The 25,384-nt window shown below is 56.8% G+C and carries 27 protein-coding genes; 9 read left to right on the top strand and 18 right to left on the bottom strand.

Annotated features, from left to right (window positions below):
- Positions 1-524: 524 nt before the first annotated feature.
- Complete coding sequence (locus ACR0KJ_RS18750) at positions 525-1,310, top strand: DEAD/DEAH box helicase family protein (RefSeq protein ID WP_480627389.1); 786 nt, start codon at positions 525-527, stop codon at positions 1,308-1,310.
- A 246-nt stretch (positions 1,311-1,556) separates the two neighbouring features.
- Here the strand turns inward: ACR0KJ_RS18750 and ACR0KJ_RS18745 are convergent, their stop codons facing one another.
- The gene (locus ACR0KJ_RS18745; protein ID WP_170623084.1) at positions 1,557-2,447 is read right to left on the bottom strand and encodes an AraC family transcriptional regulator; all 891 of its coding nucleotides are present in this window, start codon (positions 2,445-2,447) and stop codon (positions 1,557-1,559) included.
- Between the two features lie 174 nt (positions 2,448-2,621).
- Between ACR0KJ_RS18745 and ACR0KJ_RS18740 the strand changes: the two genes are divergently transcribed.
- Together ACR0KJ_RS18740 and ACR0KJ_RS18735 are read left to right on the top strand one after the other, a co-directional pair.
- Positions 2,622-3,479, top strand: coding sequence for an SDR family oxidoreductase (locus tag ACR0KJ_RS18740; protein ID WP_480627388.1), 858 nt, complete (start codon positions 2,622-2,624; stop codon positions 3,477-3,479).
- A gap of 12 nt (positions 3,480-3,491) precedes the next feature.
- Positions 3,492-4,304 carry an SDR family oxidoreductase gene (locus ACR0KJ_RS18735; RefSeq protein WP_170623086.1) on the top strand — a complete coding sequence of 271 codons (813 nt, stop codon included), beginning with the start codon at positions 3,492-3,494 and terminating at the stop codon, positions 4,302-4,304.
- A 144-nt stretch (positions 4,305-4,448) separates the two neighbouring features.
- On the opposite strand, the gene ACR0KJ_RS18730 is transcribed toward ACR0KJ_RS18735, so the two are convergent.
- Complete coding sequence (locus tag ACR0KJ_RS18730; protein ID WP_480627387.1) at positions 4,449-5,042, bottom strand: TetR/AcrR family transcriptional regulator; 594 nt, start codon at positions 5,040-5,042, stop codon at positions 4,449-4,451.
- A gap of 104 nt (positions 5,043-5,146) precedes the next feature.
- Between ACR0KJ_RS18730 and ACR0KJ_RS18725 the strand changes: the two genes are divergently transcribed.
- Both ACR0KJ_RS18725 and ACR0KJ_RS18720 read left to right on the top strand, forming a co-directional pair.
- On the top strand, positions 5,147-5,572 hold the full coding sequence (locus tag ACR0KJ_RS18725) for a VOC family protein (protein WP_170511118.1): 426 nt from the start codon (positions 5,147-5,149) through the stop codon (positions 5,570-5,572).
- A 365-nt stretch (positions 5,573-5,937) separates the two neighbouring features.
- Positions 5,938-6,726, top strand: a complete 789-nt coding sequence (locus tag ACR0KJ_RS18720; protein ID WP_170623090.1) for a VOC family protein — start codon at positions 5,938-5,940, stop codon at positions 6,724-6,726.
- Between the two features lie 299 nt (positions 6,727-7,025).
- On the opposite strand, the gene ACR0KJ_RS18715 is transcribed toward ACR0KJ_RS18720, so the two are convergent.
- Positions 7,026-7,256 (bottom strand): hypothetical protein, encoded by a 231-nt coding sequence (locus ACR0KJ_RS18715; RefSeq protein ID WP_170565561.1) that lies wholly within the window; start codon positions 7,254-7,256, stop codon positions 7,026-7,028.
- Between the two features lie 97 nt (positions 7,257-7,353).
- Positions 7,354-8,946 carry a hypothetical protein gene (locus tag ACR0KJ_RS18710; protein WP_170623092.1) on the bottom strand — a complete coding sequence of 531 codons (1,593 nt, stop codon included), beginning with the start codon at positions 8,944-8,946 and terminating at the stop codon, positions 7,354-7,356.
- 163 nt (positions 8,947-9,109) lie between these two features.
- Between ACR0KJ_RS18710 and ACR0KJ_RS18705 the strand changes: the two genes are divergently transcribed.
- Positions 9,110-9,421 (top strand): hypothetical protein, encoded by a 312-nt coding sequence (locus ACR0KJ_RS18705; RefSeq protein ID WP_170451072.1) that lies wholly within the window; start codon positions 9,110-9,112, stop codon positions 9,419-9,421.
- Positions 9,422-9,441: 20 nt separating this feature from the next.
- Positions 9,442-10,041 (top strand): HdeD family acid-resistance protein, encoded by a 600-nt coding sequence (locus ACR0KJ_RS18700; RefSeq protein WP_170623094.1) that lies wholly within the window; start codon positions 9,442-9,444, stop codon positions 10,039-10,041.
- 67 nt (positions 10,042-10,108) lie between these two features.
- Here ACR0KJ_RS18700 and ACR0KJ_RS18695 read toward each other — a convergent pair whose 3' ends face one another.
- The 4 genes from ACR0KJ_RS18695 to ACR0KJ_RS18680 form a co-directional block, all read right to left on the bottom strand.
- The gene (locus ACR0KJ_RS18695; protein ID WP_170733118.1) at positions 10,109-10,606 is read right to left on the bottom strand and encodes a DUF6653 family protein; all 498 of its coding nucleotides are present in this window, start codon (positions 10,604-10,606) and stop codon (positions 10,109-10,111) included.
- Between the two features lie 93 nt (positions 10,607-10,699).
- Positions 10,700-11,077, bottom strand: coding sequence for a nuclear transport factor 2 family protein (locus tag ACR0KJ_RS18690; RefSeq protein WP_170623095.1), 378 nt, complete (start codon positions 11,075-11,077; stop codon positions 10,700-10,702).
- A 39-nt stretch (positions 11,078-11,116) separates the two neighbouring features.
- Complete coding sequence (locus tag ACR0KJ_RS18685; protein ID WP_170623097.1) at positions 11,117-12,004, bottom strand: DMT family transporter; 888 nt, start codon at positions 12,002-12,004, stop codon at positions 11,117-11,119.
- 41 nt (positions 12,005-12,045) lie between these two features.
- Positions 12,046-12,627: a glutathione S-transferase family protein gene (locus ACR0KJ_RS18680; RefSeq protein ID WP_170623099.1), complete on the bottom strand. Its 582-nt coding sequence runs from the start codon at positions 12,625-12,627 to the stop codon at positions 12,046-12,048.
- 115 nt (positions 12,628-12,742) lie between these two features.
- Here ACR0KJ_RS18680 and ACR0KJ_RS18675 point away from each other — a divergent pair, with 115 nt between their 5' ends.
- The gene (locus tag ACR0KJ_RS18675) at positions 12,743-13,663 is read left to right on the top strand and encodes a LysR family transcriptional regulator (RefSeq protein ID WP_480627386.1); all 921 of its coding nucleotides are present in this window, start codon (positions 12,743-12,745) and stop codon (positions 13,661-13,663) included.
- A gap of 455 nt (positions 13,664-14,118) precedes the next feature.
- Here the strand turns inward: ACR0KJ_RS18675 and ACR0KJ_RS18670 are convergent, their stop codons facing one another.
- From ACR0KJ_RS18670 to ACR0KJ_RS18625, 10 genes are read right to left on the bottom strand one after another with little or no spacing between them, the layout of a single operon-like run.
- A complete protein-coding gene (locus tag ACR0KJ_RS18670) occupies positions 14,119-14,949 on the bottom strand; it encodes a 3-oxoadipate:acetyl-CoA acetyltransferase (RefSeq protein WP_170353296.1) in 831 nt (276 codons plus the stop codon).
- A 1-nt stretch (position 14,950) separates the two neighbouring features.
- Complete coding sequence (locus ACR0KJ_RS18665) at positions 14,951-15,820, bottom strand: intradiol ring-cleavage dioxygenase (RefSeq protein ID WP_480627385.1); 870 nt, start codon at positions 15,818-15,820, stop codon at positions 14,951-14,953.
- A gap of 53 nt (positions 15,821-15,873) precedes the next feature.
- Complete coding sequence (locus ACR0KJ_RS18660) at positions 15,874-17,631, bottom strand: FAD-dependent oxidoreductase (protein ID WP_170528644.1); 1,758 nt, start codon at positions 17,629-17,631, stop codon at positions 15,874-15,876.
- A 28-nt stretch (positions 17,632-17,659) separates the two neighbouring features.
- Positions 17,660-18,241: a VOC family protein gene (locus ACR0KJ_RS18655; protein ID WP_170528642.1), complete on the bottom strand. Its 582-nt coding sequence runs from the start codon at positions 18,239-18,241 to the stop codon at positions 17,660-17,662.
- A gap of 3 nt (positions 18,242-18,244) precedes the next feature.
- A complete protein-coding gene (locus ACR0KJ_RS18650) occupies positions 18,245-19,312 on the bottom strand; it encodes a branched-chain amino acid ABC transporter permease (protein ID WP_480627384.1) in 1,068 nt (355 codons plus the stop codon).
- Positions 19,312-20,175 carry a branched-chain amino acid ABC transporter permease gene (locus ACR0KJ_RS18645; protein ID WP_480627383.1) on the bottom strand — a complete coding sequence of 288 codons (864 nt, stop codon included), beginning with the start codon at positions 20,173-20,175 and terminating at the stop codon, positions 19,312-19,314. The genes ACR0KJ_RS18650 and ACR0KJ_RS18645 overlap by 1 nt, the downstream gene beginning before the upstream one ends.
- On the bottom strand, positions 20,172-20,882 hold the full coding sequence (locus tag ACR0KJ_RS18640) for an ABC transporter ATP-binding protein (protein WP_480627382.1): 711 nt from the start codon (positions 20,880-20,882) through the stop codon (positions 20,172-20,174). The genes ACR0KJ_RS18645 and ACR0KJ_RS18640 overlap by 4 nt, the downstream gene beginning before the upstream one ends.
- Positions 20,882-21,601 carry an ABC transporter ATP-binding protein gene (locus ACR0KJ_RS18635; protein WP_480627381.1) on the bottom strand — a complete coding sequence of 240 codons (720 nt, stop codon included), beginning with the start codon at positions 21,599-21,601 and terminating at the stop codon, positions 20,882-20,884. The genes ACR0KJ_RS18640 and ACR0KJ_RS18635 overlap by 1 nt, the downstream gene beginning before the upstream one ends.
- A gap of 50 nt (positions 21,602-21,651) precedes the next feature.
- The gene (locus ACR0KJ_RS18630; RefSeq protein WP_170528638.1) at positions 21,652-22,926 is read right to left on the bottom strand and encodes an ABC transporter substrate-binding protein; all 1,275 of its coding nucleotides are present in this window, start codon (positions 22,924-22,926) and stop codon (positions 21,652-21,654) included.
- A 25-nt stretch (positions 22,927-22,951) separates the two neighbouring features.
- The gene (locus ACR0KJ_RS18625; protein WP_170353287.1) at positions 22,952-24,013 is read right to left on the bottom strand and encodes a maleylacetate reductase; all 1,062 of its coding nucleotides are present in this window, start codon (positions 24,011-24,013) and stop codon (positions 22,952-22,954) included.
- A 103-nt stretch (positions 24,014-24,116) separates the two neighbouring features.
- Between ACR0KJ_RS18625 and ACR0KJ_RS18620 the strand changes: the two genes are divergently transcribed.
- The gene (locus ACR0KJ_RS18620; RefSeq protein WP_170623109.1) at positions 24,117-25,043 is read left to right on the top strand and encodes a LysR family transcriptional regulator; all 927 of its coding nucleotides are present in this window, start codon (positions 24,117-24,119) and stop codon (positions 25,041-25,043) included.
- The last annotated feature ends 341 nt before the right edge of the window (positions 25,044-25,384 follow it).

Genomic DNA, 25,384 nt, shown 5'->3' with positions numbered 1-25,384 from the left:
CATACGGCGCCTTCTTTCATGGGTCACGCGATGACTGGAGCACGTCAGGTGACAGTTGCAAATGCTTGCGAGGAACGAGCTCATAGCGAAGACCCCAGCGGAACCCGTTCCTATGTTGGGGCACATGCTACAATTAGTCTGAAGGCCATTGGATTATCGTAACCGGCAGCATCGCGGCGGCGAGTAATGTTTTACCAATACACTCTTGTCGTTCCTAGTCTGTGAAGAGTCAAGGACGCATGCTCGTCAAGAAGCGTGTGCTGCGGAATGATCAATTTTTGAGACCGGCGAGTTATTAGGTGGTTAAGTGAATAACTGAGAGGCAAAATTCACTTTGAGGCAATTCAGGTTGACAATGCATCTGTGAAATCGCCGGATTTCTTGGGCAACAATCCTGGAGGTGGTGAACGCTTGCCGCTCCGGTCTGCGGCTGACACCAAATTAGGAGATACGCAATTTCTATCGACAGTTTTGCGGACACTGAGATTGGAAGACACCTGGCCGACGCTGCACGTCGTTGCCGCATGGTTTTCTTCACTGGATTACCAGCATCAGGAAAGTCATTCCTGTTGCGTCAGCAGATATCCATTTCAGTCTCCTTGGGACGTCGCGTGCATATCATGCGTTGGGATACAGGGCTCGCGGCGTTTCAGACCGAAGATCTACTCGCTAGGTATCCAGATGTTTCGGATGGCACTCATCCGTTGATCCGAAAGGCTGCCGGGCTGTGGGGTCGGAGAGCACTGGCGCGATGGCTGGCGGAGAATACCGACCCCACAGACTTAATTGTCGGAGAAGTCCCTATCATCGGAAACAGGTTTTCCGAGTTCATCCAGACGCAGCTGGATCAGGTTGAACCAGCTTTAGCATCCGAGGAAACCACATTCATCTATCCGGTTCCCACAAAGAACTTGCGTGCCAATCTCGAAGCTATTCGAAGATCTACGTTTGCGAACCCCAGACATCCTGATGAGGCCAGGGACGCGCCACCATCCACAATGGAACTGGCTTGGCGTTTGACGTGTGCCAAGGCCGCAGAACTGGGTTTGATCTCTGAAGCGGACAGTCATTCTCCTTACGAAGAGATGATTTATGTGCTTTTTTTTGAGCACCTACTGCAATACCGAAACGCCATCAGAATTGGGGTCGATACGATTTATTCAAATGCCGGGTCAGCCCATGATCTAGGGGCGAGTATTTTGGAACTTATTGCTAGCCCGGATGAAGTACGGTGTGTAATCGCAGAGGTAGAGGCTGCTTTTACAGTCGAGGAAGCTACCCGAGACGTTGAAAACTGGTATCGGGTATAGCCTCGTGTAAAAGTTCGCTCTTTGGCGTCTTGGAAACTGCAAAGTCTAATTGTGAATGTCCGCTTCGGGCTGCCTGTGGTCATCCACCCTCAACAGGCGAGTGACAGTATTGTCCCGCAAACTGTGTGTTCGCGATAGCCCTGAGTTTGCAGTCGCGGCGAATGACGGCTTTGGCGGGCCGCATTGCAGCGATGAAGGTTCTGGGCCAATGGCGGCTTTGGGCCGCCAATGCCAGTCAGAGGCTCATCAACCGGCAGCTTCCAGAGCACGGTCTTGCCTGGGCGCTCTGCCGAACTTGCGCGAATACTCTCTCGAGAACTGTGCGGAGCTTTCGTAGCCCACAGCGAATGCGACTTCGGAAATCTTGGCGCGACTTGTTCTTAGGTCGTCTCTGGCCTTCAACAAGCGCAGCTCCTTCTGATATTGGAGCGGTGAAGTTCCTGTGACAGCTTTGAAGTGCTCGAAGAAGGCCGAGTTGCTCATCCCGATCCTCTCAGCCAGATTTCTGACAGCGATGGTTTCCGACAGGTTTGCCTGTATTTCGCGGGTTGCCATTAAAATTCGGCTGGCGGTGCTCTCTTGCCAGAGAAGCCTTTGCAGGGTCTGCGCATGTTGTCCGATCAAAAGTCTTGCATGGATTTCGCGGGACGTAATCGGTGCCAACAGATGCCGCGTTTCCCCTTCCTCGCACTGAAGGAAATAGCGGTGAAGTGCGTCTGTCAGACCTGGATCGGTGTCACACAAACAGATCGAGAATGGATCAGCGGACTTCACACTCAAGGTGGAGGACACCGAAGGCGCTAGTGACCTGAGAAGATCGAGTTCGAGAGGAAGGACCAAGGCCGTGTAGGGCGCCCCGGGGGAGGCCTCTGTAATGCGCGAAACAACCGGCAAGGTATGGCTGACGATAAGCGACCGCCCGGCGCCGACCGTGAGTGTTCGAGTGCTGGACCCGACCTGCTTTGCGCCTTGCAGGATAAGACAAAGTAGCGGTCGATAGACGGTTGCACTCAAGTCGGTTGTCGCGTGATGCCGCAGGAGGTGGGTGCCGCTCTGCGCATGATGAAATGAACCTTCAGCGATGCCTGCTTGATCGAGCAGCGCGGTGATGTGAGATAACAGATTTTCGCTCGTCATGTCGAAGGCCTCCCTAAGGACGTCTTTCGATAGCATCACTACACACCCCACCAAAACAGAAATCTCTATTTCTGGAGGATCAGGCAAGTATTCTGGTCAATCGGAAAAGAATGAAGCGCATGATGCGACTAACGTGATCAAGACACAGCAAAGGAGACCGACATCCAAAAGGTTATGATCACCGGTATCGCAGGCGGGTTTGGAAAGCCGACTGCGCTCGCGCTTCTTGAACAAGGCTATCAGGTTGCTGGAAGTGTTCGAAGCCGCGAGGGAAAGAGCGCCGAGACAGTTGCCGAGCTTGAAGTGGCGGGGGCGTCCATCGTCGAAATGGACGTGACCGACACGGCCAGCACCGAGCGTGGGATGGCCGAAGCCATTGCCCATCACGATGGCATTGACGTCCTTTTCAACAATGCCGGGATCGGCTCATACGGGATACAAGAGTTGATGTCGCCCGAGGATATGGCACGTGTCTTTGATGTGAATGTCATGGGTGTGCAGCGTGTCATGCGCGCGGCGTTGCCCCATATGCGGGCGCAGGGGCGGGGGACGGTTCTATACACCTCCAGCCTGATCGGCCGGATCGCGACACCGTTCTATGGAACCTATTCCGCGTCGAAATGGGCACTGGAAGCGATCGTTGAATGCTATCGGACCGAATTGTCTGGGTTTGGGATTGAATCCTGCATCTTCGAACCAGGCGCCATGCCGACTGCCTTCTTCGACGGAATGGTCGCGCCAGCCGACCCGGAACGCGAGGCGCAGTTTGGGGAGTTCGCAGCGGTACCCGCAATGTCCGCAGTCGGCTTGGCCGAGATGATAACGGCGACACCCGATCAACGCCCGGAGCGGATTGCGGAAGCGGTTGTCGACCTTCTGGAAAAACCCTTCGGACAAAAGCCGTTCCGTACCGTTGTGGATCACGTGGGCGTTGGCCCAGAGATCGAGCGCTACAATCACGTGCTTCACGAAGTCACCCGCACTGTCATGACCAACTTCGGCATCGAAGATATGCTCAAGCTCAACGCCTGAAGGAGATACCTCATGAAAACCATTCTGATCACCGGCGCCTCCTCGGGCATTGGAGAGGCCACTGCCAAACATTTCCAAACCAAAGGCTGGAATGTCGTCGCCACCATGCGCAACCCCGACAGCGCAGGCGACCTTGCCGAACTAGACAACGTCCAGGTCGTGCGTCTCGATGTCACCGATCCCGCTTCGATCACGGACGCCGTCGCCGCCGGCATCGACCGTTTTGGCAAGATCGATGTCCTTCTCAACAATGCGGGTTACGGAGCATACGGCGCGCTGGAGGCTTTCTCGATGGATCGCATCCGCCGCCAGTTCGATACCAACGTGATTGGACTGATGGAGGTCACGAAAGCCGTACTGCCGCATATGCGTGCAAACCGCGCAGGCACGATCATCAACATCTCATCCATCGGCGGCCAGATCACATTCCCGCTCGGCACGCTCTACCATGGGACGAAGTTCGCGGTCGAAGGTCTGTCGGAAGCACTACATTACGAGCTTGAACCGCTCGGAATCCATGTCCGCATCGTCGAACCCGGCATGATCAAAACCAACTTTGGCGGGAGTTCATTCGACTTCGCCATGGAAGAGGACCTTGCGGACTACGCGCCGATGGCCGAAGCCATGGGGCGAGTCTTCGGAAAGCTGGCGTCTAATCCGTCCGCCCCAGAGACGGTTGCAGACGTCATCTGGGACGCTGCCAATGACAGCGGTGACCGCCTCAGGTACCGGGCAGGAGTGGATGCGGTGGAGTTGCTCGACAGGCGCAAGACACAGGACGACGCGACCTTTATCGGCGGGATCAAAGAGTTGATGAAAGAGTAAGGCTTGGCGGTACCGCAGCGACAGCGAGGTCCGCTTTCGGGAAGCTGCGCTGCGGCATCGTTTGACACGACGAGAGTCCGGTATGGGCCGAGTAACTCACGGAAGAAAGGGTAGGGACCCATACTGCGGGGCTTCCGAGGTCTGCTATTTTCCCTTGAGCACTTCACCAACCAAGTGGTTCATAGCTTTCTTGTAAGTCACTGGGTCGCCCCCATAGGCGATCTCAAGAGCGGCGCGATCAAACGCTGCCGACAACAAATTAGTCAAAGCATCGATCTGCTCTGGTGAATGCTCAGGACGAGCCCGCGAAAGCCCTTCACGAAGTTCTGCTGTTCCATTGGCTCGAGTCAACGCGACAGCAACGCTATGCCCTAATACCGCTGGTGCCTCTTCCATCAGGAGGCGCACCCGACCTGGAACCAACATCGCTTCAAAAAAGGCATTCGATCCTGTCACCATGGCCTGTTCGGGATCGGCCACATTGCGGGTTGCTTGGTCAATATGGTGTGAGATCGCTTTGGCCTCCTCTTCTGCGACGGCGCGGAAAAGGTCAGCCTTGTCCTTGAAATGATGATACAGCGCGCCCCGAGTTACGCTGGCCTTACGTACAATGTCTGGGGTTGCAGTATCGGCAAATCCCGAATTCACAAACAGTTCTCGGGCAGCCTCTACGAGTTTGGCACGCGTTTCTGCGCGCCGGTCTGCCTGGCTGCGTCGGGCGGGTTTTTCTGGGGGCAAGATTGACGGCTCCGAATATCACTACAAGCACCTTACATACATCTTGCATGTATTTGCAAATCTATGATACATACACATTGCATGTAAGTAAGGGAGATAAAGAAATGCGTGTCACACAATATTACCCGGTCATTCAGTCTGAAACGGTTTCTGAAACGGCAGAGTTCTACAAACGTCACTTTGGCTTCCGCGCAGCATTCGAGGCGGATTGGTATGTGCATCTACAAAGTGAAGCGGATCCGTCGGTCAATCTCGCGGTCGTCCAGTCAAACCACGAGACGATCCCAGAGGTTTCCCGCGGTGCGTCTAAGGGTATGATCCTCAACTTTGAAGTCGAGGATGTCGACAAAGTGGATGAACGACTTCGGTCGGAAGGAGTTCCGGTGGCAAAGTCACTTGTGAGCGAGCCGTTTGGTCAACGCCATGCGATTTATCGCGATCCAAACGGGGTACTGATTGATGTTATCACTCAGATCCCGCCCTCAGAGGAATTCCTGTCTCAATATGCGGCCGACGCGGTGCCGTCGTAATTCAGGGTGCCGGGTGGCCAGGTTGGTTCGAAGCAGTTGGAACGATTTGCCCGCGTGTAAAGGGACCAATTCTGGACAGATCAGTGGCCCTCGCCGAGTTGGCCACCTTTGGTACTGGGGCGGCCTTGTTACCTGTGCCCATGTTCGAACGCTACATCGAACACGGCCGCCTGATACAACCCTTCAGTGAAGCCGTTAACGCTGGTAAATATTGCTTCGCCTAGCCTTCGGATCGCCCCGCAACGGATGATATGGGTAAATTTGCAGAATGGCTGACCGCCAACGTAGCCACTGAATTAAGTGACTTCACGGACCAGAACCGCGCAAATTGATCTGCATCAATATTTGGACCGCAAGCGAGAGTTATGGCGAACCGAAGCAGTTTGGATGAAGTCGCGGTGACAAAAGAAAAAGTTGGCCGAATTGTCTGGCACGATCTTTTCACGCCTGATGTGGAAGCTTCCAGGTCATTTTACGAAAGCGTGGCAGGTTGGAGCTATATTGTCGAACACGCCACAGATTTCGCATGGGGCGGCGGCCACAGAGATTTTGTCCTCGCCACTCTCGATGGAGAGGCAGGGGCCGGGATTGTTTCTCAAAATCTGGTGCTCTTTGAAGGGTGGATTCCTTATGTTGAAGTCGAAGACGTAGATCAGGCCGCCAAACTCGCCGTCAAGCTTGAAGGATCAGTAGTGAAACCTCCCTTTGAAGTTCCTGGGGTTGGTCGGAACTGCCTCTTACGTGATCCGCTTGGCGCATTCTTCGGTGTATCAGTTTCGCGACACGAATACCCTGTCCCCGCTCGTCAGTTTACGCATGAACACTACCTATCCCGTAGCGGCGTATTCCCCGACAACTTGTACCACCAAATGTTCGGATGGAATCTCTCACCTGCTAGAAACGTACCTTCGTCACAGAGACCAATTAGTCTAAAAGACGAAGTGTTGGCGATATGTGCAGCGGAACCTGCAGTTCCCAACAATAACGTGGCGTGGGCGCCGGGTGTTCGCGTCGACTTTCTCGAAAACGCGCTGAGCAAGATCAACTCAGGCCCAGGTTCCGTGCTTGCTCGTCATCAGAATAATAAAAACACTTTTGAGAAAGGTTTGGTATGCGATGCAACTGGGGCATTGTGCTGTGTCGTCCAGAATTGATGCTCGGTCGAAAGGTTCGCAGTCTATTGTCTATAACGGCATCCTCAAGTGGGTCAAAAATCTCAAATCTGACTTTAGTACAAGTGTAACCCAATTCCACTTTGCCCCGTTAGAGATAATACATTTAGCGCCAGTTTTCACAATCGCAGCGAAGGCAGGAAAGCGCGCTGCTAGCGAAGTGTGCGAGAACCATACTTGAGGTTCGGGTCGGGGCGATTGCACTTGATAGTTGTTAGAATTGTGAGCACGCAACATCCTGATGCGAAACGGCATTGTTTGGCCTTGAAAACAAGGACCGGCTATTCCAGAAATCCGTCGATGGTCGAGGCGACGTCAACGGCGGTTTTCACATCAGACATGCTGGTGTTCTCAAAGGCGCTGCCGCTTTCGACACTTGGCCTGAGCCTCTCATAAATGGATAGGATTTCCTCTTCCAGTTTGGTCGGCTTTTCTTCGGACCAGCTGGCCTTGGTTTTTGCGATATCCGTCGCAAGTTTCATCAGATCAAGGCGCTGAGGCAGAGTTAGCATTGGTTGGTTCCGGGTCTGTTTGCGATGTCAGGACCAGCCTACGCACAGTGGTCGAACGGGCAGAGTGAGTCACCGTTAAATTCCTGACGGCCGGACCTCAGTCCAGCGCCCCGGTTGCGCGCAGCGCCTCAGTCATTTTCTGTGAGATGTCAGATGGCACATGCCAGATCGCGTAGAGCGTCTGGATAAAACGGTCAACATCGGGAATGTTGGTCTTCAGGGCCAACAGGGTTGAATCCAGGTCGGCGTCCGGTTCCGTGTAAGGGATGCACATAAGCTCAAGCACTTCAGAACCATTCCACATGCCACCACCGACTTTGCGCGCCGCTGAACGCGCGCCGCTGTAATCATCTTTCATGAAACAGATCAGGAACGTGCTTGCGTGGTACCAGCCGGGCGGGTTGGGGCTCAGCTCGATCGCGCGGGCGCTCAGTCTCGCGGCCTGTTCAAGATCGCCGCGCAACGCAAAGCAGGCCGCCAGATCGGCCAACATGTCTGGATAATTCGGATTGGCCCGCAATGCTTTAGCGGCCGCTTCTTCAAAGCTTTCGAACTCTCCACGATGAAAATGGGTCAAAAACAACGCGTGCTGGCCGGTTGCGTTCAGCGGATCCAGAGCGACCGACCGCTGTGCGGCCTCCAGCGCGCGATCAAAGGGCGGGGGGGACGTGCGAAAATTGAACCCGCCGCGCACTTCGTCGCCGTAGACAATCGCGAGCATCCCCCAGGCGCCGGCATATTCGGGATCAATCTCAACGGCGCGCTCCAGCAGGTCGCGGACCTTCTTGTGTTTTTTAACCGTGGGTTCACGCCAGTATTCGGTGGCCAGCAACCTGCACTGATAGGCATCCAGCGTGTGCGTCTGTGCCCTGCGCTGCACTGCACCTGTTCGATGGATCACTCCGTGGGGTTCCGCGATTTCCGTGGCGATCCGGGCGGCGATATCGTCCTGAATTTCAAATAGGCTGTCCGCGCTCAGGTCGCGGTCATAAGTGTCCGCAGAAACCTGTTGGCCGGTTTCCGCGTCAATAAGCTGGGCGGTGACGCGCAGCTTGTTGTCCCAATGTCGCACGCTGCCTTCGACCAGATATTGGACGTCGAGTTCGCTTCCGACCGCGCGCGGATCGCGGCCGCGGCCGCGAAAGCGAAAGGTGACGTGCCGGGACAGCACGCTCACCTCGCGAAACCGGGCGATGGCCGAGATGATTTCCTCGGTAAACCCATCGGCCAGATATTCCTGCGACGGGTCTCCGCTCAGGTTGTCAAAGGGCATCACCGCCACTGCAATCCGGCTTGTTGTTGCTTGGGGCGGGCTGGTATCCGCCCGGCGTTCGGGATCAAATGCGATCTCAAACACCGGGGCGTAAGAACCTTTGGGAATGTGGATCCTCACCGGGTCTTCGCGCCCTTCCTGTGCGTAGTAGAGATCCAGCCGACTGCGCATTTTGTTGGCCTGAACCCGGACGATCGTGTCGATTGTTGGGTCGAAATCCTCGGACTTGTCGAACACGTCAATGCCGATTGCGTAGCCTTTCAGCGCCTCGGACCGGCCGGCCAGCGCCTCGTTGACAATATGCGACAGAAAGCGATTCAGGCGCGTGGTGTCCGCGAAATGCGGACTGTCCAGGATGCGCTTTAGCTGCTCCTGAATAGCGCGCGGATCTATGGCAGAGCTTACTTCGGCAAGCATGTTTCCCTCCGTCGCTCAACTTTGTCTGATGACGGCCCGCGTCACAAGACAACGCGGTGGTTTAACCGTGACTCACTCGGACGCAGGATCGGGATCTGTGAGGGTCCGGGTCATGGCGCTCAAACGGGCCCAGAAAACATATGACCCATGAAAGGACTGAACCATGACAACATTTTCCGAATTCGTACAGAAAGCCAAAGACGACTATACCCGTGTCGAGGACGAGCTGAAATCGTTCGAACAGAAGGTCAAGGACGCGGGCGACGCGACCGACAAGTGGACCCAGGAGCAGGTGACAAAGCTGCAATCCGATCTGCAGGAAGCAAAAGACAAGGTCACTGACCTTGCCGATCGCATCCAGAAAGAAGGCGAAGACGCTGTGACGGACGCGCATGATCAGGCGAAGAACCATTGGGAAGCCTTGCACGCCGCCGTTGCCGCCTATCGCGATCATCTCGACAAGTCGGTCGCCTGACCCTGATCCTGGAGGTCGACATGACTGATTCAGTTAATGAAACCGTGCCGAAACCCGCGCTCATGGAAGAGGTCGCCGGTTGGCAGCCTCGACCGGTCTGGCTGATTGTGCTCGGCGTCGCCATGCTCTGTGTAGGGCTGTGCGCCGTAGCCTTCCCGCTGATGTCCACGCTCGCTGTCGAAGCCTTTATCGGCGCGGCCCTGCTGGTTGGAGGCATTGTTGCGGCGATTCAGGCATTTGCGGAAAAGGCGTGGAAAGGGTTCTTCTGGCTGTTGGCCATCGGTATTCTGAACGTGCTTGCGGGTCTTGTCCTGATGCTTGATCCATTCGGCGGCGTTCTGGCACTGACCCTTGCGCTTGGCACGATCTTTCTGGCTGAAGGCGTGTTACGGATCGTAATTGCCATTCGGTCGCGTCAGGAGCGGCGTATGGCGCTGATGATTGCGTCCGGCGCGATGGCCATCCTGCTTGGCGGCCTGATCCTGACCGGTATCGTCAATGGCTCATCCCTTGTTCTGCTGGGGGTTCTTGCCGGCCTGAACCTGATTTTCGCCGGTGTGTCCCTGATGTCTTTGGGGCTGTCGCAGCGGTCCTCGGCGCATGGGGGTCCACAAGCTTAAGCGTGTCCTGGCAGACCCGGAATGACAGGGGCATTTGATGCTCCTGCTTTCCGTTTTCACAGCGCCGCTATTTTCCTTGCCAGGTGCTTGCTGCCCGAGTGTCTTCAAACAGCCAGACCATGCGGTCCAGAAACCACAGCTTCCCACCCATAACCAGCAGCAACCCCAGAAGCGTCGGCCAGAATTGAAGCTGCCAAAGCCCCCAGACCAAGGGGCCGATTCCGACCGCGCTGACTGCGGCCAGAATAAGAGTCATCCGGCGGTGCCTTGCAGGGATCGGCGATTTCGCGCGCGCAAGCCAGATCCGTTCCCCAAGTACACCTTTGGACATCCAGTTTTCCGGATTGCCCGTTTTGCGGAAGGCGCGGGGGTTCCACCATGTCCAGAATACAACAACAACAACCGGAACAAGGCACCACCAGCCCAGCCAAACCCGGCTCCAGACGGCCAGAACGAACAGGGGCGGGATGCTCAGGCGGCTCCAGCCGCTCCAAGGGTTGGTGTGCCGGTCCCAGACGTCGTCGGACATCGTCATGAGCTGTTCCAGAATGCTGCGATCGGTCATCGAACCCTCTTCCGAAGCTGGATCGCAATTATGGCCGTTTCTGCCCGCGTCGGCCAGAGCGGCAGGCAACGCGCGCCGCCCTGACCATGCGGGTCAAAGACCCGAGATATCCACATACACCCGGTAATCCGCGATCCTGTCCTCGCGAAAGTTGAACCGTGCAGCAAAGCGCACGTCGTGTGTGCTTTGGTCCTTGCGCGTGTAGTGAACGGTGCCGTCGCAGAACGCGGTATCGCCGCTGGACCAGATGCCGGTGATGGTATGTTGCATACCCTGGATCGTGGCAAAGAATTCCGCGTTCGCGGCTTGCACGGCTATGCGCCCGTCAATCTGTTCGAAATTGCCAAGCTGGAATTGCACGTCTTCGGTGACATGCTCGACAACGCCGGCTTCGTCGAGCGCGTCAACCGCTGAATAAAGGGACGCGATCCGGGGTGCGTGAGCCGCTGTGGTGGGGGCCGTGATTTGCATGTTTTGGTTTCCTTTTCTGTTTGAAAGTTTTCGGTGGGTCTAAGTCTGGTTGGCCTGTGAACGTCGGTGCAGGATCGGCGGGAGTTTCAGGTGGCTGTTGGTGACGGCTAGCCCAAGGAACAGGATTGCGAGGGACCCAAGCAGTCCGAGGCCAAGAGGTTCCCGAAAGACAATTGCCCCGATTGCGATGCCGGAAAGCGTGGCAAAATAGCCGACCTGCGCGAACCCAACGCCATCCGTGCGCCGCTGTACTTCGAAGGTCAGCGCATAGCAGAGCGCGGTGATGGATCCGATGCCTAAGATTGCGCCAAGCAGGGCAGGGGGCACCGAGACGTCGCTGATTGTGCTGCCGCGTCCCAGTAACAGGGCGGAAATCAGCACCAGCTGTGACAGAAGCGTTCCGGTCGCCAGCCCCAACGGATCGCCGCCGGGCGGGTAGGCATAGCTGCGAAAGACGTTGCCGCAGGCCAGAAACAAGGGCCCCAAAAGCGACAAGGCAATCCACGCCGGCTCGACACCCGACAGGTCAAATCCACCCATGGTGGCAAGGCTGACCCCTGCAAGGCCGATCAGAATACCAATCAGGCGGTGCAACGGCAGCGTCCTGCGCGCGATCAGTGCCGTTATCGCAAAGGTAAACAGCGGTGACAGCGTGACAAGGGCGGAATAGAACCCAAGGCTCACGTGCTCCAGCACCAGAAACCCGATCACAGCGGGGCCGCTGACACCGAAAACTCCGGCACCGACATAATAGGGGATGTGCCGCGTGTCGAGCGCCACCCGCTTCTTCGGCAGCAAACACAACGCCAACAGCGCGATGCTTGCCAGCAAAACCTGCCAGAACAAAGCGGTCAGAGCAGATATTCCCGCCATCGAGACGAATTTGGACAAAGTGAAACTGACCCCCACCAGGACGCCGATGGCCATGATCAGCGCTGATACACGGGATCTTCTGACTATATCAGGCATCACGCGGCCCCCATTTCCGGCACATCGGCTGTGCGCAGAGAAGCCGGGCCGATCGGGATAATTCCGCTGGGGTTGATGTGCCGATGGCTGCGGAAGTAATGCTGACGGATATGGGCCATGTCCACAGTGTTGGCCACGCTCGGCAATCCCATGATCTCGGCCGATTCGGTGCTGACGATCCGGCCCGTAACCTTGTCCAGTAGCACAGGCACGCTGATCGGACCCGTGTAATCCGGCTTGGCACTCTGACAGACTTCGTAAAGGAAGCGGGTGCGTTTTACACCGCTTTGGTCGTCGAATAGCGTCTGGTCGATGACCCAGCCGTTTTCCGACATGACCGGGTCCATCCATGTGATGCTGAACGCATTGCGTAAGCCTTTCAAAGTTAGAATCAGATCGACGCCATGACACCAGGGGCAGGCTTTGGACAGGTAAAGGTGGTACCGGCCGGGCGTGTTAGGAAACGGGGCGCCCGGTTGCACGCTGATGTGGCTCGTGAATGGGCTTTGCAGGCGGTGAAAACGACCGTCCGAGGCGAGCGGTCTGTCACGCAGAACTCCGTTGATAAGCATCTTGGGCATGGCAGCCTTCGGCGTTAACAGGACATGCAGATAACTATTAGGCTTTCTATTTGATGATAATCGTGTGAATTTGAAACTTATAGGTGAGAATAATTCGCCCAAAGGATCGCAAAACATGACTGAAATTGGCGCAATCCCCGTCTTTGTTGCCGTGGCGGACCGTGGCGGGTTCGCAGCCGCCGCGCGGCATCTGGGTCTTACAAAATCAGCAGTCAGCAAGCGGATCGGTGTACTGGAGGCACATCTGGGAACGCAGCTTTTTCATCGGTCGACGCGGTCCATTTCCCTTACCGAGGCGGGAGAAATCTATCTGGCCCACGCGGAGCAGGCGCTTGGCGCAGCGCAGGACGCCGAAGACGCAGTTGCGGCGTTGCAGGGGCAACCGGTTGGATTACTAAGGCTCAGTACACCCATGTCCTTTGGTCAACTGCATGTTGCGCCTCTGATTGCTGCATTCCTCAGGCAATATCCGGGGATTAGAATTGATCTGACAATGGATGACAAATTTGTCGATCTCGTCGAAGGGGGCATCGACGTGGCCTTACGCGCCGGAACGTTGCCGAACTCGGCCCTGATCGCACGCAAACTCGCCCCGATCCACAGCGTGATCGTCGCCTCGCCGGTCTATCTTGCGAAGTTCGGAACGCCAGAAACACCCGAGGATCTTCTGGCGCATTCCTGCCTTCACTACGCCTATTCGCGCGACCCTTCGGAATGGCGCTTAGCCGGGCCCGCGGGTGACGTGCGCGTTCAGACATCCGGTGTTCTGCGCGTGAACAACAGTGAAGCCCTGTGCACCGTGCTGCTTGACGGTCTTGGTATCGGTCGCCTGCCGACCTTTATTGCAGGAGCCCACTTGACCAGTGGCCGTCTGGTCAGGGTGCTGCCCGAATATCGCCTGCCTGAACAGGCGCTGTACGCAGTCTTCCCCGAACGAAAGCACATGCCAGCGAAAGTTCGCGCGTTTTTGGATTTCGTCGTTGAACGCATCGGGCACGACGCACCTTATTGGGATATGGATGCAGGTCCGCTTTAGGGACAAGGGCCGATGATACTCAAACAATAAACTTGGAACGACCAAGAACACCCAAAGTGCGGGGCAGTCCGGCAATGTCTTCTTCGGGGAATGCTGTAGTGCAGCGTCGGACACGTTCGTGAACGGCTGGATCGGGCCGTGGTTGGGTCGTGGCAAGCGGGGCAGGGTCAATTGCTGCGTCTGCTCCAAAGTCAGCGCTTGAGCCCATCTTGACCGATTCTGCGCGACGCACGAACGGGCGTGAACCACGTTTTGCCGCCATTTGTTATGGTTAGTAAGGTCCCAGAGCTGCCCTTGAGGACTGTTTTCAAATGCTGCATTCGCAGTTCGCATTGCTGCCGTTCGCTGCACCTGCTTGATCTCGGTAGCGATAGACGTCTGTACAGTGGACCTTGCAGTCCTCCGATTCTTGCACTGGATGGCGGCAGTCAGCTAAACGCTGACCTCGTCAATTTTCACCTGGACGACAAACCGAGTATCGCTCGTGCCTGCGTAGGTGTTGCGACTGGTCGGCCGTACTGAACGCAGATATCCGACGTGCGTTCGACCAATGCGGCGTTCGATGAGGCCAAAGTTTTTTTGTCCAGACGCACATTGTCTTCCAGACCCGTTCGTGCATGGCCTCCGGACGAAATTGCCCATTCGTTCAAAACAATCTGTTGCGCCCCAATCCCGGCGGCGCACCAGGGGGCGCCAGGGAATAGTCTATTGACAGTTTTTACATAGAAATCAAAAATCTCACGGTCTGCCGGCATCGCGTTTTGGACACCCATGACAAATTGCACATAAGGCGTATCTTTGATTTGCCCTTTCCGATGCATGTCAGCCGCCTTCAGAATGTGACTCAGATCGAAGGCTTCGATCTCAGGCTTGACGCCATAGGTCACCATTTCCGCCGCCAACCAGTCGACCAGATCAGGCGGGTTTTCATACACGCGCGTTGGAAAGTTGTTCGACCCCACCGACAAGGAGGCCATATCCGGCCGCAATGGCAACATGCCACCCCGCGTCTTGCCCGCACCGGACCGCCCGCCTGTCGAAAACTGAATGATCATGCCGGGGCAGTGTTTCTCCAACCCCTCTTTCAATCTTGCGAATTTGTCAGGATCGCTTGACGGCGTTTCGTCTTCATTGCGCACATGTGCGTGGCAGATGGTTGCCCCCGCTTCGAACGCTTGCTGGGTGCTTTCGATTTGTTCTTCGACGGTTATTGGCACGGCCGGGTTATTGGCCTTTGTGGGCAAAGACCCGGTTATCGCGACGCAAATGATGCACGGCTCGCCCATGTCACACCTCTTGGGGTGCCAGGACGAAATCAAATTCGACATCCCAATACGGACCGTCGAAGCCAACTTGCTCGGAGCGTACCGGGTCATCGACGCGGTTGAACTCGGCAATCAGACTTTCTTTGACACCAAAAACGGAATCCGAATGGAGATATTTGTCCTCGGGGTCAAAAATGTGGGTTGTCAGTTCGTCATACCCATCCTTTGACACAATGTAGTGCAAATGGGCCGGGCGAAACGGATGGCGACCCAACCGGTTCAACAAATCTCCGACGGGGCCATCGTCAGGAATAGAATAATGTTTGGGCCTGACAGCGCGGAACCAGTATTTTCCGTCCGGTCCCGTTCTAAAAACACCGCGCAGGTTAAAGTCGGGTTGGATGCCTTTTTGCTGAACGTCATAGAACCCTTCGTCGTTTGCCTGCCAGACGTCGATTTTGACGCCTTCCAGCGCGTTGCCATCAACATCTGTCACGCGCCCCCGCACCACCATATCTTCGCCCTTCTGGTCGAGGCATATGTTGTGGCCCATTGCATATTCAGGGGCATCGCCGACGTGAAATGGGCCCAACACAGTGTTCTCCGAAGCACCAGAGGGGCGGCGGGAATTTACAGCATCCACCAACATCGACACGCCCAAAACATCGGACAAAAGTATGAACTCTTGCCTCCAGTCGTCGCACATATGACCAATCTTGGTGAGGAACATGATGGCTTCGAACCATTCCTGCTGCGTCGGTTCGATTTCTTTAACCGCTTCATGAAGCTTGCGGGTGATCACCTCCATCACCTCTTTAAGCCTTTCGCTTTCCGCATTTTTGTTGCGGGCCGCAACCACCTCGGCCGAGTTTTCCTCGGTGAAGTATCCCATCTCATGCGAGTCCATTGTGATCTCCTAACCTGTAAAACCTGATCCGTTTCTGTTTATCGCGAAAGGACTGTGGTCAGAGCGCGACGCAGTTCGGCTTCGGCATCCTCAACCATATCGGTCGAGCGCCAAGCGATGTGTTGATCAGGACGGACCAGCAAACAGCCCGTATCCGAAATTTCCGATGCGCGCGCCCAATCCCCGGTGTGGTCAACATAGGTCTGGCGCGGGCCGATGACGTGACAGCGAATGGGCATTCCCAGCTCATTTGAGACGGTCTCGGCCGCTGCTACCCAGGCCTCGCCACCAATTCCGGTCAGCACGGTGAATTCTCCGCGACCACACAAATCCAGAGTTGAATGCTTGTTCCCTGTATCATGATCAAACACCCAGACATGTGGAATACGCGCGCCGGGCCAAGTCGTCGGCTGGAAGTGGAGTTCGGCGTCCTGATAGAAACCGGGGTTCGGTTGGCCATCTGTTTCAATTGCGCGGGAATCGTAACGTTGATTCATTTCGACACCGTGGGCGTCGAATTCATATTTCTTGAAGGCAATGGCCTCGCGGATTGCCTGTCTTTGCGCCGCAGCTTCCGGCGTTGACCCGGTCCTTGCCTCAAGGTTGCTTTGCATGACCTGCGGGTCGACCCCTTCGGCCATGCCAAGCGCTTCGAAGATCGGTCCGAATTCACCAATCGACTGGTTGGCCCGCGTGACGATCTGCTTTGCCACCGGTGCGCGTTCCTCGCTGTAGCTGTCCAACAAGCGTTTTCCAGCATGACCTTTCAATACGGCCGCCAGCTTCCACGCGAGGTTAAAGCTGTCCTGGATCGACGTGTTCGACCCGAGCCCGTTGGATGGTGGGTGTCGGTGTGCCGCGTCACCCATAATGAACACGCGATCCTTCTGCATATGGGTCGCGTACATGTTGTTGACGGTCCAGGTGTTGGCACTGATCAGTTCGATCTCAAGCTCGGGATCGCCAACCAATTGCCGTGCTACTTGCGTGGCCATCGCCTCATCAACTTCGGGGGCTGGTTGATTGATGTCATAGCCCCAGACAATGAGCCATTCGTTCCACGGGCGGACCATGCGGACCAGACCCATGCCGATGCCACCCACATTTGCGCCGGGTTGCATCACCCAGTAGAGAACCGATGGGCGATGCGCGACGTATTTGCTGAGATCCGCGCGGAACAGGATGTTCATCGAACCACCGACACCCATCTGGCCTTCAAACGGTAGCCCCTCATGTTCGGCGACCAGAGAATTGCCCCCGTCCGCACCGACAAGGTACTTCGACCGGATGGTGATCTCTTCACCCGACAACCGATCAAGGCACGTCGTCGTCACTCCATCTGCGTCTTGCTCATGACGCAAGTATTCAGTGCTCATGCGCGCCTGCGTGCCGCGGCGACAGGCCGTGCCGAACAGGATCGGCTCCATGAACGTCTGCGGTAGGTCGTTCATCATGGTCGGGCTGGACAACAGGTGTTCGGCCTTGGACAGGGGATGGTTGCCCCAGCTTTTCATGCGCCCAATTTCTTCACCGGCAAGGCTTTCGCAGAACACGTTCTCGCCCATCAGGTCCTGATGCGCCGCGTGCATGTAGGCTTCGGCCTCGACCTCGTGACCAAGGTCGCGCAGCACCTCCATCGTGCGCTGATTGGTGATATGTGCCCGCGGCGTATTGGCCAGCCAGCGATAGCGGTTGATGACCATGTTCTCGACGCCATAGCTGGACAGCAAAGCCGCCGTTGCAGACCCCGCCGGGCCGGTCCCGATGATCAGGACATCCGTTGTAATGGTGGCCATAAGCTCTCTCCCTTGTTCTTTGAATGTCTCAGGACCGCGGATCCCAAAGGCGGCCGTCATATTCGGCCTCATAGGCTTTGCCGTCCGGGTAGGTGACCAGTTCAAGCTGCATGCCCCAGGGGGCGAGGAAATAGACCCAGGTCTCGCCAGCACTTGGGCCGTCGGTCATGGTTGTCGGGTTGCCGAGGACCTGAATGCCCTTGTCCTGCAAATAGCTGACGGCACCTTCCATATCGGTGGTGTAGAACGCGATGTGATGCCCGCCGATATCCGAGTTGCGCGGTAGCTTCGTATCCTGATCGGGCGCCGTATATTCGAAGATTTCGAAATTGGCGCCGTCGCCACAGCGCACCAGGCGCATCGTCGGGATTTCGGCTTTGGCATCGACGTTCAGATGCTCCGCCATCCAGGTGCTGTCACCGCCCGAGAACGGTCCCAACGGGTAGAACACATTGCATCCGATCACGTCCTGAAAGAAGGTGACAGCCTCATCAACGCTCGGGACAGTAAATCCCACGTGGTCTGTGCCCGTCATTCCCGGCAGGGAGCTGCCAGCAAGTGCGCCAGTTCCAAGTGCTGCGGCCGCGACCGTCAACGCGATTGTTTTCATGGATCAATCCTCCTTGTTCGACTGCGCGCCAATCACCAAACGACGGCGCACGGGGAATATTTGAAGTCCGGTTTTTTCGGTGATCAGCCCCCAGAGGCCGCGCGGGGCGAAGAGCATGACGGCGATCCCGATCAGACCAAGCACCATGAGGTACCAGGAGCCGTAGTCGGCCAGCAGGCTCTGCAATATGAAGAAGATCAGCACGCCCAGGATTGGGCCTTCAATGGTCCCGATGCCTCCGATAACAACGATGAAAATCACGTAAGCGGTCCAGTCGGTGACCGAGAACGCCGCATCAGGTGAAATCCGCAACTTTTGAACGTAGATCAGCGCGCCGGTCAGCCCGGTTCCTGCGGCTGAGACCAAGTAGACCAGCCATTCCATCCGCACCGCATCGACGCCAACAGACTTAGCCGCTTCAACGTTGTCCCGTACCGCCGCTAGCGCCAGCCCACGCTTCGTTCTGAGCAGCCAGTAGATGCCCGCAATCGTTGCGATCACCAGCGCCAAGGCCAACCAATACGTCAGGATATCCCGCGCTGCCGCGCCGCGAACGTCAAACGTGGTTTGGATCCACTCGGTGGCCCACATCTCACGCGTTGCGGTGCGCGGCAGAGAGGTGCCGGTGCCGCCACCGAGCACTTTCCATTGGGCCACCAGCAGGCGCATGACCTCGGCGATGACCCATGTTCCGATGGCGAAGTAAGCCCCTTGCAGGCGAAAGGCGAAGAAGGCCGTAGGTATAGCGACAATCAGGGCTGCAGCGCCGCCCAACAGGATCGCCGGAACCGGGTCCATACCCCACAGGATGACGCCGCCGAACATGGCATAGGCCCCCATACCAACAAAGGCTTGTTGTCCGACCGAGACCAAACCGCCGTACCCCGCCAGCAGGTTCCAGAACTGCGCTAGTACAAGCATGGTGAAGATGAAGAACAGGTCTTGAATCAACCCCCTGCTGGCAAACGTCGGCAGCAGGATGAACAAAATGATCAGGGCGACGCAGACAGCTCCGGCGCTGTAGGATGCGCGGGTCTGAGTCTGGACGCTGTACATTGAGGTATCAGTCATTAGTCCACCGCCCTTGGAAACAGGCCTCTGGGTTTGATCAGAAGCACGATGAGAAAGGCCAGGTGGCCAGCCAGGATTTGCCATTCGGGGTTGATCGCCGCACCAACGGTCTGCGCGAGGCCGATGATGATGCCCCCGATCAGAGTGCCCCACAGGCTGCCGAGGCCACCGATGATCACGGCCTCGAAGGCATAGATCAGGCGCGCGGGGCCGATATTCGGGTCAAAGTTCGCCCGCATTCCCAGATAAAGCGCTGCCAAGGTCACCACGAGCATTGCGATGGCGGTCGCAGTGGCGAAGATACGTTCTGGCCGGATACCCATCAGACCCGCTGTCACCGCATCGTCCGAGGTCGCGCGGAACGCCCGACCCAACTCCGTGCGATAGAAAAGTTGGTTCAGCCCGACGATGACAAGGATCGCCGAGGCAAAGGTCAGCAACGGCAGAACGCCGAGGTTCAGCCCACCCATTTGAACGGAAGCTGTTGCGATTTCACCCGCAGGCAAACGTTGGCTATCGGCTGAGAACCCTTCGAGCAGAGCATTCTGCAAGACGACCGACAGGCCAAATGTCACAAGCAAAGGCGGCAGGATATCAGGCCCCAGCACGCGGTTCAGCACATGTCTCTGCAAAGCCCAGCCCACACCAAACATGATCGGCGCGGCTATGATTGCGGCCAGAAACGGTGAAAGACCAAGCAACGAAACCAGCAGAAGGATCAGATAGGCGGCAAAGACAATCAGGTCTCCGTGGGCCAGATTGACCAAACGCATGATCCCGAACACAAGGCTAAGCCCCGCGGCGAACAGCGCATAGAGCCCGCCCAACAGAACGCCCTGAATGATGGTGTCGATCCAGATCATGCGGCGGCTCCTCCGAAATAGGCGTCGTGAATGGCCTCGCGGCTGAGCGTGTCTGCGGTGCCTTCCAGCGTGACGCGGCCCTCCATCATGCAGTAGACGCGGTCTGCGACTTTCATCGCTTGGCCAATGTCCTGCTCCACCACGATCAGGCTGGCCCCGGCCTCCTGAATGCGGGGGACGGCGTCATAGATGTCCTTGATGACCACGGGCGCCAGGCCGAGGCTGATCTCGTCACACAGCAGAACGCGCGGGTTGCTCATCAGGGCGCGGCCTATGGCCACCATCTGCTGTTGCCCGCCAGACAAGGCGGTGCCCGGATGGTTGCGGCGCTCGTTCAGGATCGGGAACAGGTCGTAGATCGTTTGCAAGGACCAATGGCCCGAAACCTTTCGGCCATAGGTGCCGATCAGCAAGTTTTCCTCGACGCTGAGAGAGGGAAACAAGCGACGCCCTTCGGGCACCATGGCCACTCCGCGTGCCATGATCTCGTCCGCAGCGAGGTCTCCGATGGGTTGACCGTCAAAGCGCACTTGGTCGGACCCGTTGGTCAAAACGCCCGAGATTGAGCGCATGAGGGTCGATTTCCCGGCCCCGTTTGCACCGATGATGGCGACGGTTTCGCCTTCGTTCAGGTGGATATCCACGCCAAACAGAGCTTGGAAATCTCCGTAATGGGCGGTCAGCGCACGGGTTTCCAGCAGGCTCATCAGACTTCGATCCCCAGATAGATTTCTTTGACTTCCCTGCTGTTCATGATCTCGTCCGGATCGCCGAGGCCGATGACCTTGCCGAAATCCAGAACCAGCAGCCGTTCAACGACCGAGGTGAGCGCATGCAGGACATGTTCGATCCAGATGATTGTCACACCGCTGCTGTGCAGACCTTTGATCGTGTTGATCAGGGCGGTGCATTCCGCGTCGGTCAAACCCCCGGCGATTTCGTCCAACAGCAGAAGCTTGGGGTTTGTGGCCATTGCACGCGCCAGCTCCAGCCGCTTGCGCTGTAGCAACCGCAAACCTGCTGCCGGATCATTGGCCGCATTCAGCATTTCCGTCTGTTCAAGAATACGAACGCAGTCCTGTTCGACCTCTTGTTCGGATTTGTTCTGCCCATGCGTTGCAGCCACCAGAAGATTTTCAAACACTGTCAGGTGATCAAACGGTTGAGGGATCTGAAAAGAACGCCCAACACCGGATAAGCAGCGCTGCATGGGCGGCACGCGAGTGACATCTACGCTATCGAAATGGATCGATCCCGCGTCAGAGGTCAGGTTTCCGGTAATCAGGTTGAACAGCGTCGACTTCCCGGCGCCGTTCGGACCAATGATCCCAAGGGCTTGTCCTTGCTCGACGTCAAAGCTGACATCGTCGGTGACGGTCAGGGCTCCGAAGCTTTTGGAGACATTTTTGAGCGAAAGTATGGTCATACCGGTGTTCCTGCCCCGGGCTTGAGTCCGGGGCTTTGGTTTCGTTGCGATCAGGAAATTTCTTCCATCACACCCGCAGTCGGGATCTCGGGCACGGAAGAGTTGTCGACGATCACGAGGTCATAGCTGCCATTGTCGAGCAGCCTCCACTGCCCCCCAACCAGGGGCGTTTTGGCAACGTTCTGCGCAGCGAAGGGTGGCAGGCCCGCACCATCAAACGCGATCCGGCCCACGATAGAATCCAACTGCGTGGCAGCGATAGCTTCGGCTACGGCATCGCCATCGCCCGCGTCATCGACGCGGCCCATGACGTTTGCTGCCATTTCGAACAGTGCGTGCACAAAGCCGATGGGTTGGGTCCACTGTCGGCTAGTGGCAGCCATATAGCCTTGCGCCAGTTCAGCCGAGCTCGCGCCCGTCAGCGATGACGAGAATGGATGCGTGGGCGACCACCACACTTCGGAGCTCAGATTGTTGCCAGCGCTGCCCAAGACTTCGACCGCTTGCGGAAACAGGATAGCTTTACCGATGCTCGCGGCTTTCGGCGTAAAGCCTTGCTGCTTGGCCTGGCTCCAGAATGTAGTGAAATCGGGCGGGATCGGAACACCAGTCACTATCTCGACATTCGCCTGCCGGAAGGCATTGATCTGGGACGAGAAATCGTCCGTCAGGTTCTGGTACCGCCCGGGGTCGGTCAGTGTGTATCCAAGCTCGGAAAGAGCCGGCGGAAAGCCCACATTCGGATCCCCCCAGGCATTGCCGTCACCATCATTCGGGAACAAGGCGCCAACCTGTTTGTTGGTGTCCAACTGGCCCCACATCGCGGTGAAAACAGAGATCACATCTTCGAGCCCCCAGAAGAAGTGATAGGCGTAATAGAACGGCTCCCAAGATCCGGGATCGCCGGGATTGCCCTGCTGGCCGATGAACCACGGCTGCCACGGGGCAACGGTCGAAATGCAGGGCACTTCTTCGGCCTCGCAGGTTGACGCAACCGGGTTTGTCGTTTCGGGGGTCGAGGCGACCAGCATCAGGTCGATCTCGTCATCCACGATCAACTCACCCGCAACGTCGGCGGCGCGGTTCGGGTTCGACTGACTGTCCTTGACTATCACTTCGAAATTCGCGCCAGCCTCGGACGCGGCGAAATTATCCAGAATGTACGTGTCTGCTTCGGAAAAGGCAGCCAGAGGCCCTGATTGCGGGCTGACATAGCCCAGCTTGATCTTCGCGCCCTGTGCGATAGCGGGTGCGGCGAGCGCGCCGGCGGCCAGCCCGAGGCCGGTTGCGGCGCTGGATTGCAGCAATTTGCGTCGTGTGATCATGTGTCCCTCCATTGACACGGTGAACTCAAACGCTTGGGGCGTTGCCCGCCCAAGCGTTTTGCAATAGCGCCCGCACCCCGTCAGCCGTGACAGAGCGCGGGTTCCAATACGGATTTTTGAGTGTGATTTCTGTGGCGCGATCCAGATCGTCTTCCGAAAGGCCGAGGTCTTTCAAAGCCAGGGGTGCGCCCATGGCTATGGCAAATTCCCAAAGCGCCTGACCGGGCTTAGAACCGCCAAGACTGTCTGACACGGGGGCCAGCAGATCGGGCACGCTTACGGCATTGTAAGCGATGGCATGGGGCAGAACGATCGCATGGGTTTCCGCATGCGGCAGATTGAAGGACCCGCCCAGCGTATGGCAAAGCTTGTGGTGCAGGGCCATTCCGACAAGGCCAAGTACCGTGCCGCAGGCCCACGCGCCGCGCTGCGTTTCTTCTCTGGCTTTCAGGTCGTTGGGGTTTTCGACAACGGTTGGCAGACCCTCTGCGAACGCTTTGAGACCGTTGATTGCCAGCGCAGTAGTTTCCTCTGTGCGGTCTTTGGCATAGAGCGCTTCGGCCGCGTGCGCCACCGCGTTCAGCGCGCTGGTCACGGTCATTGAAGGCGGCAAAGAGGCCACAAGTTCAGGATCATACAAAATGACCCGCGGCAGAACGTTAGCGTCTGTAAGAGTGGTTTTGATACCTTTATCAGTCTGACCCAGGATCGGCGTGGCCTCACTGCCGGCATAGGTGGTTGGGATGGCGACCTGCGGTAGCCCGGTGCGCAGGGAAATTGCCTTGCTCAATCCGATCGTCGAGCCGCCTCCGATGGCCACTACACTGTCGGCTTGAACTGACTGGGCATGTTCGACTGCCTCTTCGGTGACGTCGACCGGCGTGTGCATTGTCGCGCGGGTAAATACACCCGACGCGCGATCCCCGATCATTGTCGCCAGTTCCATCGCCATATCCACTTGTTGCGGCGTCGAAAGAATCAGCGCTTTTGTCGAGCTTAGTTCAGACAGCTCGGAACAAATGTCGTTTCGCAAACCCGCGCCGAACCGAACCTTCTGACCGTTAATGCTGGTGATGCTGAGACCCATTGAGAGGTTTCCCGACCTGCGAAGAATTGTGAATTTGGTCAACGCTAGCAGGGCACGAACGAGTTCTTGATCGAATTTGGAACTGATAATATAACCTTGGGTTATGAAGTTAGATCCACGTCATCTCGAAATTCTCGCGGCCATCGTCGAAGCGGGTGGCTTGACCGAAGGCTCTGTTTTGCTTGGCAAATCTCAGCCCAGTGTCTCGCGCAGCGTGTCCTTGCTGGAAGATCGCGTGGGAGAACCCCTGTTCCTCCCCGCGCGGCGACCTCTGCAACCTACCGAACTTGGTCTTTCATTGGCGCGTGAGGGGCAGAGGATTCTGGATGCCGGCCGTCATGCGAGCCGTCTGGTGGACGAATACCGGCAAGGCCTTGCGGGCGCGGTGCGGGTTGCGGGTACGCCAATCTTCATGGACGGCGTGATCTCGAGCGTGATCGCGGAGTTTCAGGCCGAGCACCCAAACGTCCGGATCGACCAGTCCTATGGATATCCCGCGGACCTGTTGTCGCAGATTTCCAATGAGACATTGGACGTGGCAATTCTTCCTATTCGTCCGGCCGACGTATCTGAAGAGTACGAGTTTCGCCAAATCCTTCCTGGGCGAAATGTTATTGCTTGCCGCATAGGGCACCCTTTGGCGCGCAAGAAAGAGGTGAAACTCGATGATATTACCAACTATCCTTGGATCGCCCCGCCCGCGAACAGTCCACTTTTTCGCGACCTGAGAAATACCTTGGATGGAATTGGTGTGCGTGACCTCAAGATAAGCTTTACCGGAGGGTCTCTCAGCGCGGTCGCAAATGTCTTGACTGGCTCAGACTCTTTGACCGTGTTGCCGTTCTCGGTTGTCTTCATGATGCAACGCCAAAACACCCTGACATCCCTTCCCATCAAGATCGGCGACCCGGACCGCCACCTGGGCTGCGTTACGCTTTGCGATCGAATAATGTCTCCTTCATCGAGCCGATTCATTAGTTTTGTTGAACAAAAATTTGAGGTCTTGGATCGATTGATTTGCAATGCCTGAGTTGACCGCTGATGCAGGTCAATGGTTCCAGCCCAAGGTTACTTCAGCTTCGAGCTCATCGCCGCCCTGCGGCTGTGCAGAAATCAGCTGCCTAAAGTGAACACCGGAATGTCAGCTTTCACAGATTGCCCCACAAAATCTCGCACTTGCGGGGAAGGTCTGCAATCCGCCCTTGTTGCAGGAAATCGAGGTCGCGATGCGCAGACTGCAGAAGTTGGGGTCCGCTACGTGAATTCACGCTATGTCCAGCACAGCGGTAATTGTGAACCTCTGTGAGGATCGTCGGCTTTGGACCCTTCTAGAGCTTTTGATTGGCTCTGATATTTGTAGTCCGGATTTAG

It is taken from the genome of Ruegeria sp. AD6, assembly GCF_056542325.1.
This window is presented reverse-complemented; position numbering and strand designations above follow the sequence as displayed.

Excerpts from the sequence above, each read along its gene's own strand:
- ACR0KJ_RS18750 (WP_480627389.1), top strand. The coding sequence starts at position 525 with ATGGTTTTCTTCACTGGATTACCAGCATCAGGAAAGTCATTCCTGTTG.
- ACR0KJ_RS18745 (WP_170623084.1), bottom strand. The coding sequence starts at position 2,447 with ATGACGAGCGAAAATCTGTTATCTCACATCACCGCGCTGCTCGATCAA.
- ACR0KJ_RS18740 (WP_480627388.1), top strand. The coding sequence starts at position 2,622 with ATGATCACCGGTATCGCAGGCGGGTTTGGAAAGCCGACTGCGCTCGCG.
- ACR0KJ_RS18735 (WP_170623086.1), top strand. The coding sequence starts at position 3,492 with ATGAAAACCATTCTGATCACCGGCGCCTCCTCGGGCATTGGAGAGGCC.
- ACR0KJ_RS18725 (WP_170511118.1), top strand. The coding sequence starts at position 5,147 with ATGCGTGTCACACAATATTACCCGGTCATTCAGTCTGAAACGGTTTCT.
- ACR0KJ_RS18720 (WP_170623090.1), top strand. The coding sequence starts at position 5,938 with ATGGCGAACCGAAGCAGTTTGGATGAAGTCGCGGTGACAAAAGAAAAA.
- ACR0KJ_RS18715 (WP_170565561.1), bottom strand. The coding sequence starts at position 7,256 with ATGCTAACTCTGCCTCAGCGCCTTGATCTGATGAAACTTGCGACGGAT.
- ACR0KJ_RS18710 (WP_170623092.1), bottom strand. The coding sequence starts at position 8,946 with ATGCTTGCCGAAGTAAGCTCTGCCATAGATCCGCGCGCTATTCAGGAG.
- ACR0KJ_RS18705 (WP_170451072.1), top strand. The coding sequence starts at position 9,110 with ATGACAACATTTTCCGAATTCGTACAGAAAGCCAAAGACGACTATACC.
- ACR0KJ_RS18700 (WP_170623094.1), top strand. The coding sequence starts at position 9,442 with ATGACTGATTCAGTTAATGAAACCGTGCCGAAACCCGCGCTCATGGAA.
- ACR0KJ_RS18695 (WP_170733118.1), bottom strand. The coding sequence starts at position 10,606 with ATGACCGATCGCAGCATTCTGGAACAGCTCATGACGATGTCCGACGAC.
- ACR0KJ_RS18690 (WP_170623095.1), bottom strand. The coding sequence starts at position 11,077 with ATGCAAATCACGGCCCCCACCACAGCGGCTCACGCACCCCGGATCGCG.
- ACR0KJ_RS18685 (WP_170623097.1), bottom strand. The coding sequence starts at position 12,004 with ATGGCCATCGGCGTCCTGGTGGGGGTCAGTTTCACTTTGTCCAAATTC.
- ACR0KJ_RS18680 (WP_170623099.1), bottom strand. The coding sequence starts at position 12,627 with ATGCCCAAGATGCTTATCAACGGAGTTCTGCGTGACAGACCGCTCGCC.
- ACR0KJ_RS18675 (WP_480627386.1), top strand. The coding sequence starts at position 12,743 with ATGACTGAAATTGGCGCAATCCCCGTCTTTGTTGCCGTGGCGGACCGT.
- ACR0KJ_RS18670 (WP_170353296.1), bottom strand. The coding sequence starts at position 14,949 with ATGGGCGAGCCGTGCATCATTTGCGTCGCGATAACCGGGTCTTTGCCC.
- ACR0KJ_RS18665 (WP_480627385.1), bottom strand. The coding sequence starts at position 15,820 with ATGGGATACTTCACCGAGGAAAACTCGGCCGAGGTGGTTGCGGCCCGC.
- ACR0KJ_RS18660 (WP_170528644.1), bottom strand. The coding sequence starts at position 17,631 with ATGGCCACCATTACAACGGATGTCCTGATCATCGGGACCGGCCCGGCG.
- ACR0KJ_RS18655 (WP_170528642.1), bottom strand. The coding sequence starts at position 18,241 with ATGAAAACAATCGCGTTGACGGTCGCGGCCGCAGCACTTGGAACTGGC.
- ACR0KJ_RS18650 (WP_480627384.1), bottom strand. The coding sequence starts at position 19,312 with ATGACTGATACCTCAATGTACAGCGTCCAGACTCAGACCCGCGCATCC.
- ACR0KJ_RS18645 (WP_480627383.1), bottom strand. The coding sequence starts at position 20,175 with ATGATCTGGATCGACACCATCATTCAGGGCGTTCTGTTGGGCGGGCTC.
- ACR0KJ_RS18640 (WP_480627382.1), bottom strand. The coding sequence starts at position 20,882 with ATGAGCCTGCTGGAAACCCGTGCGCTGACCGCCCATTACGGAGATTTC.
- ACR0KJ_RS18635 (WP_480627381.1), bottom strand. The coding sequence starts at position 21,601 with ATGACCATACTTTCGCTCAAAAATGTCTCCAAAAGCTTCGGAGCCCTG.
- ACR0KJ_RS18630 (WP_170528638.1), bottom strand. The coding sequence starts at position 22,926 with ATGATCACACGACGCAAATTGCTGCAATCCAGCGCCGCAACCGGCCTC.
- ACR0KJ_RS18625 (WP_170353287.1), bottom strand. The coding sequence starts at position 24,013 with ATGGGTCTCAGCATCACCAGCATTAACGGTCAGAAGGTTCGGTTCGGC.
- ACR0KJ_RS18620 (WP_170623109.1), top strand. The coding sequence starts at position 24,117 with ATGAAGTTAGATCCACGTCATCTCGAAATTCTCGCGGCCATCGTCGAA.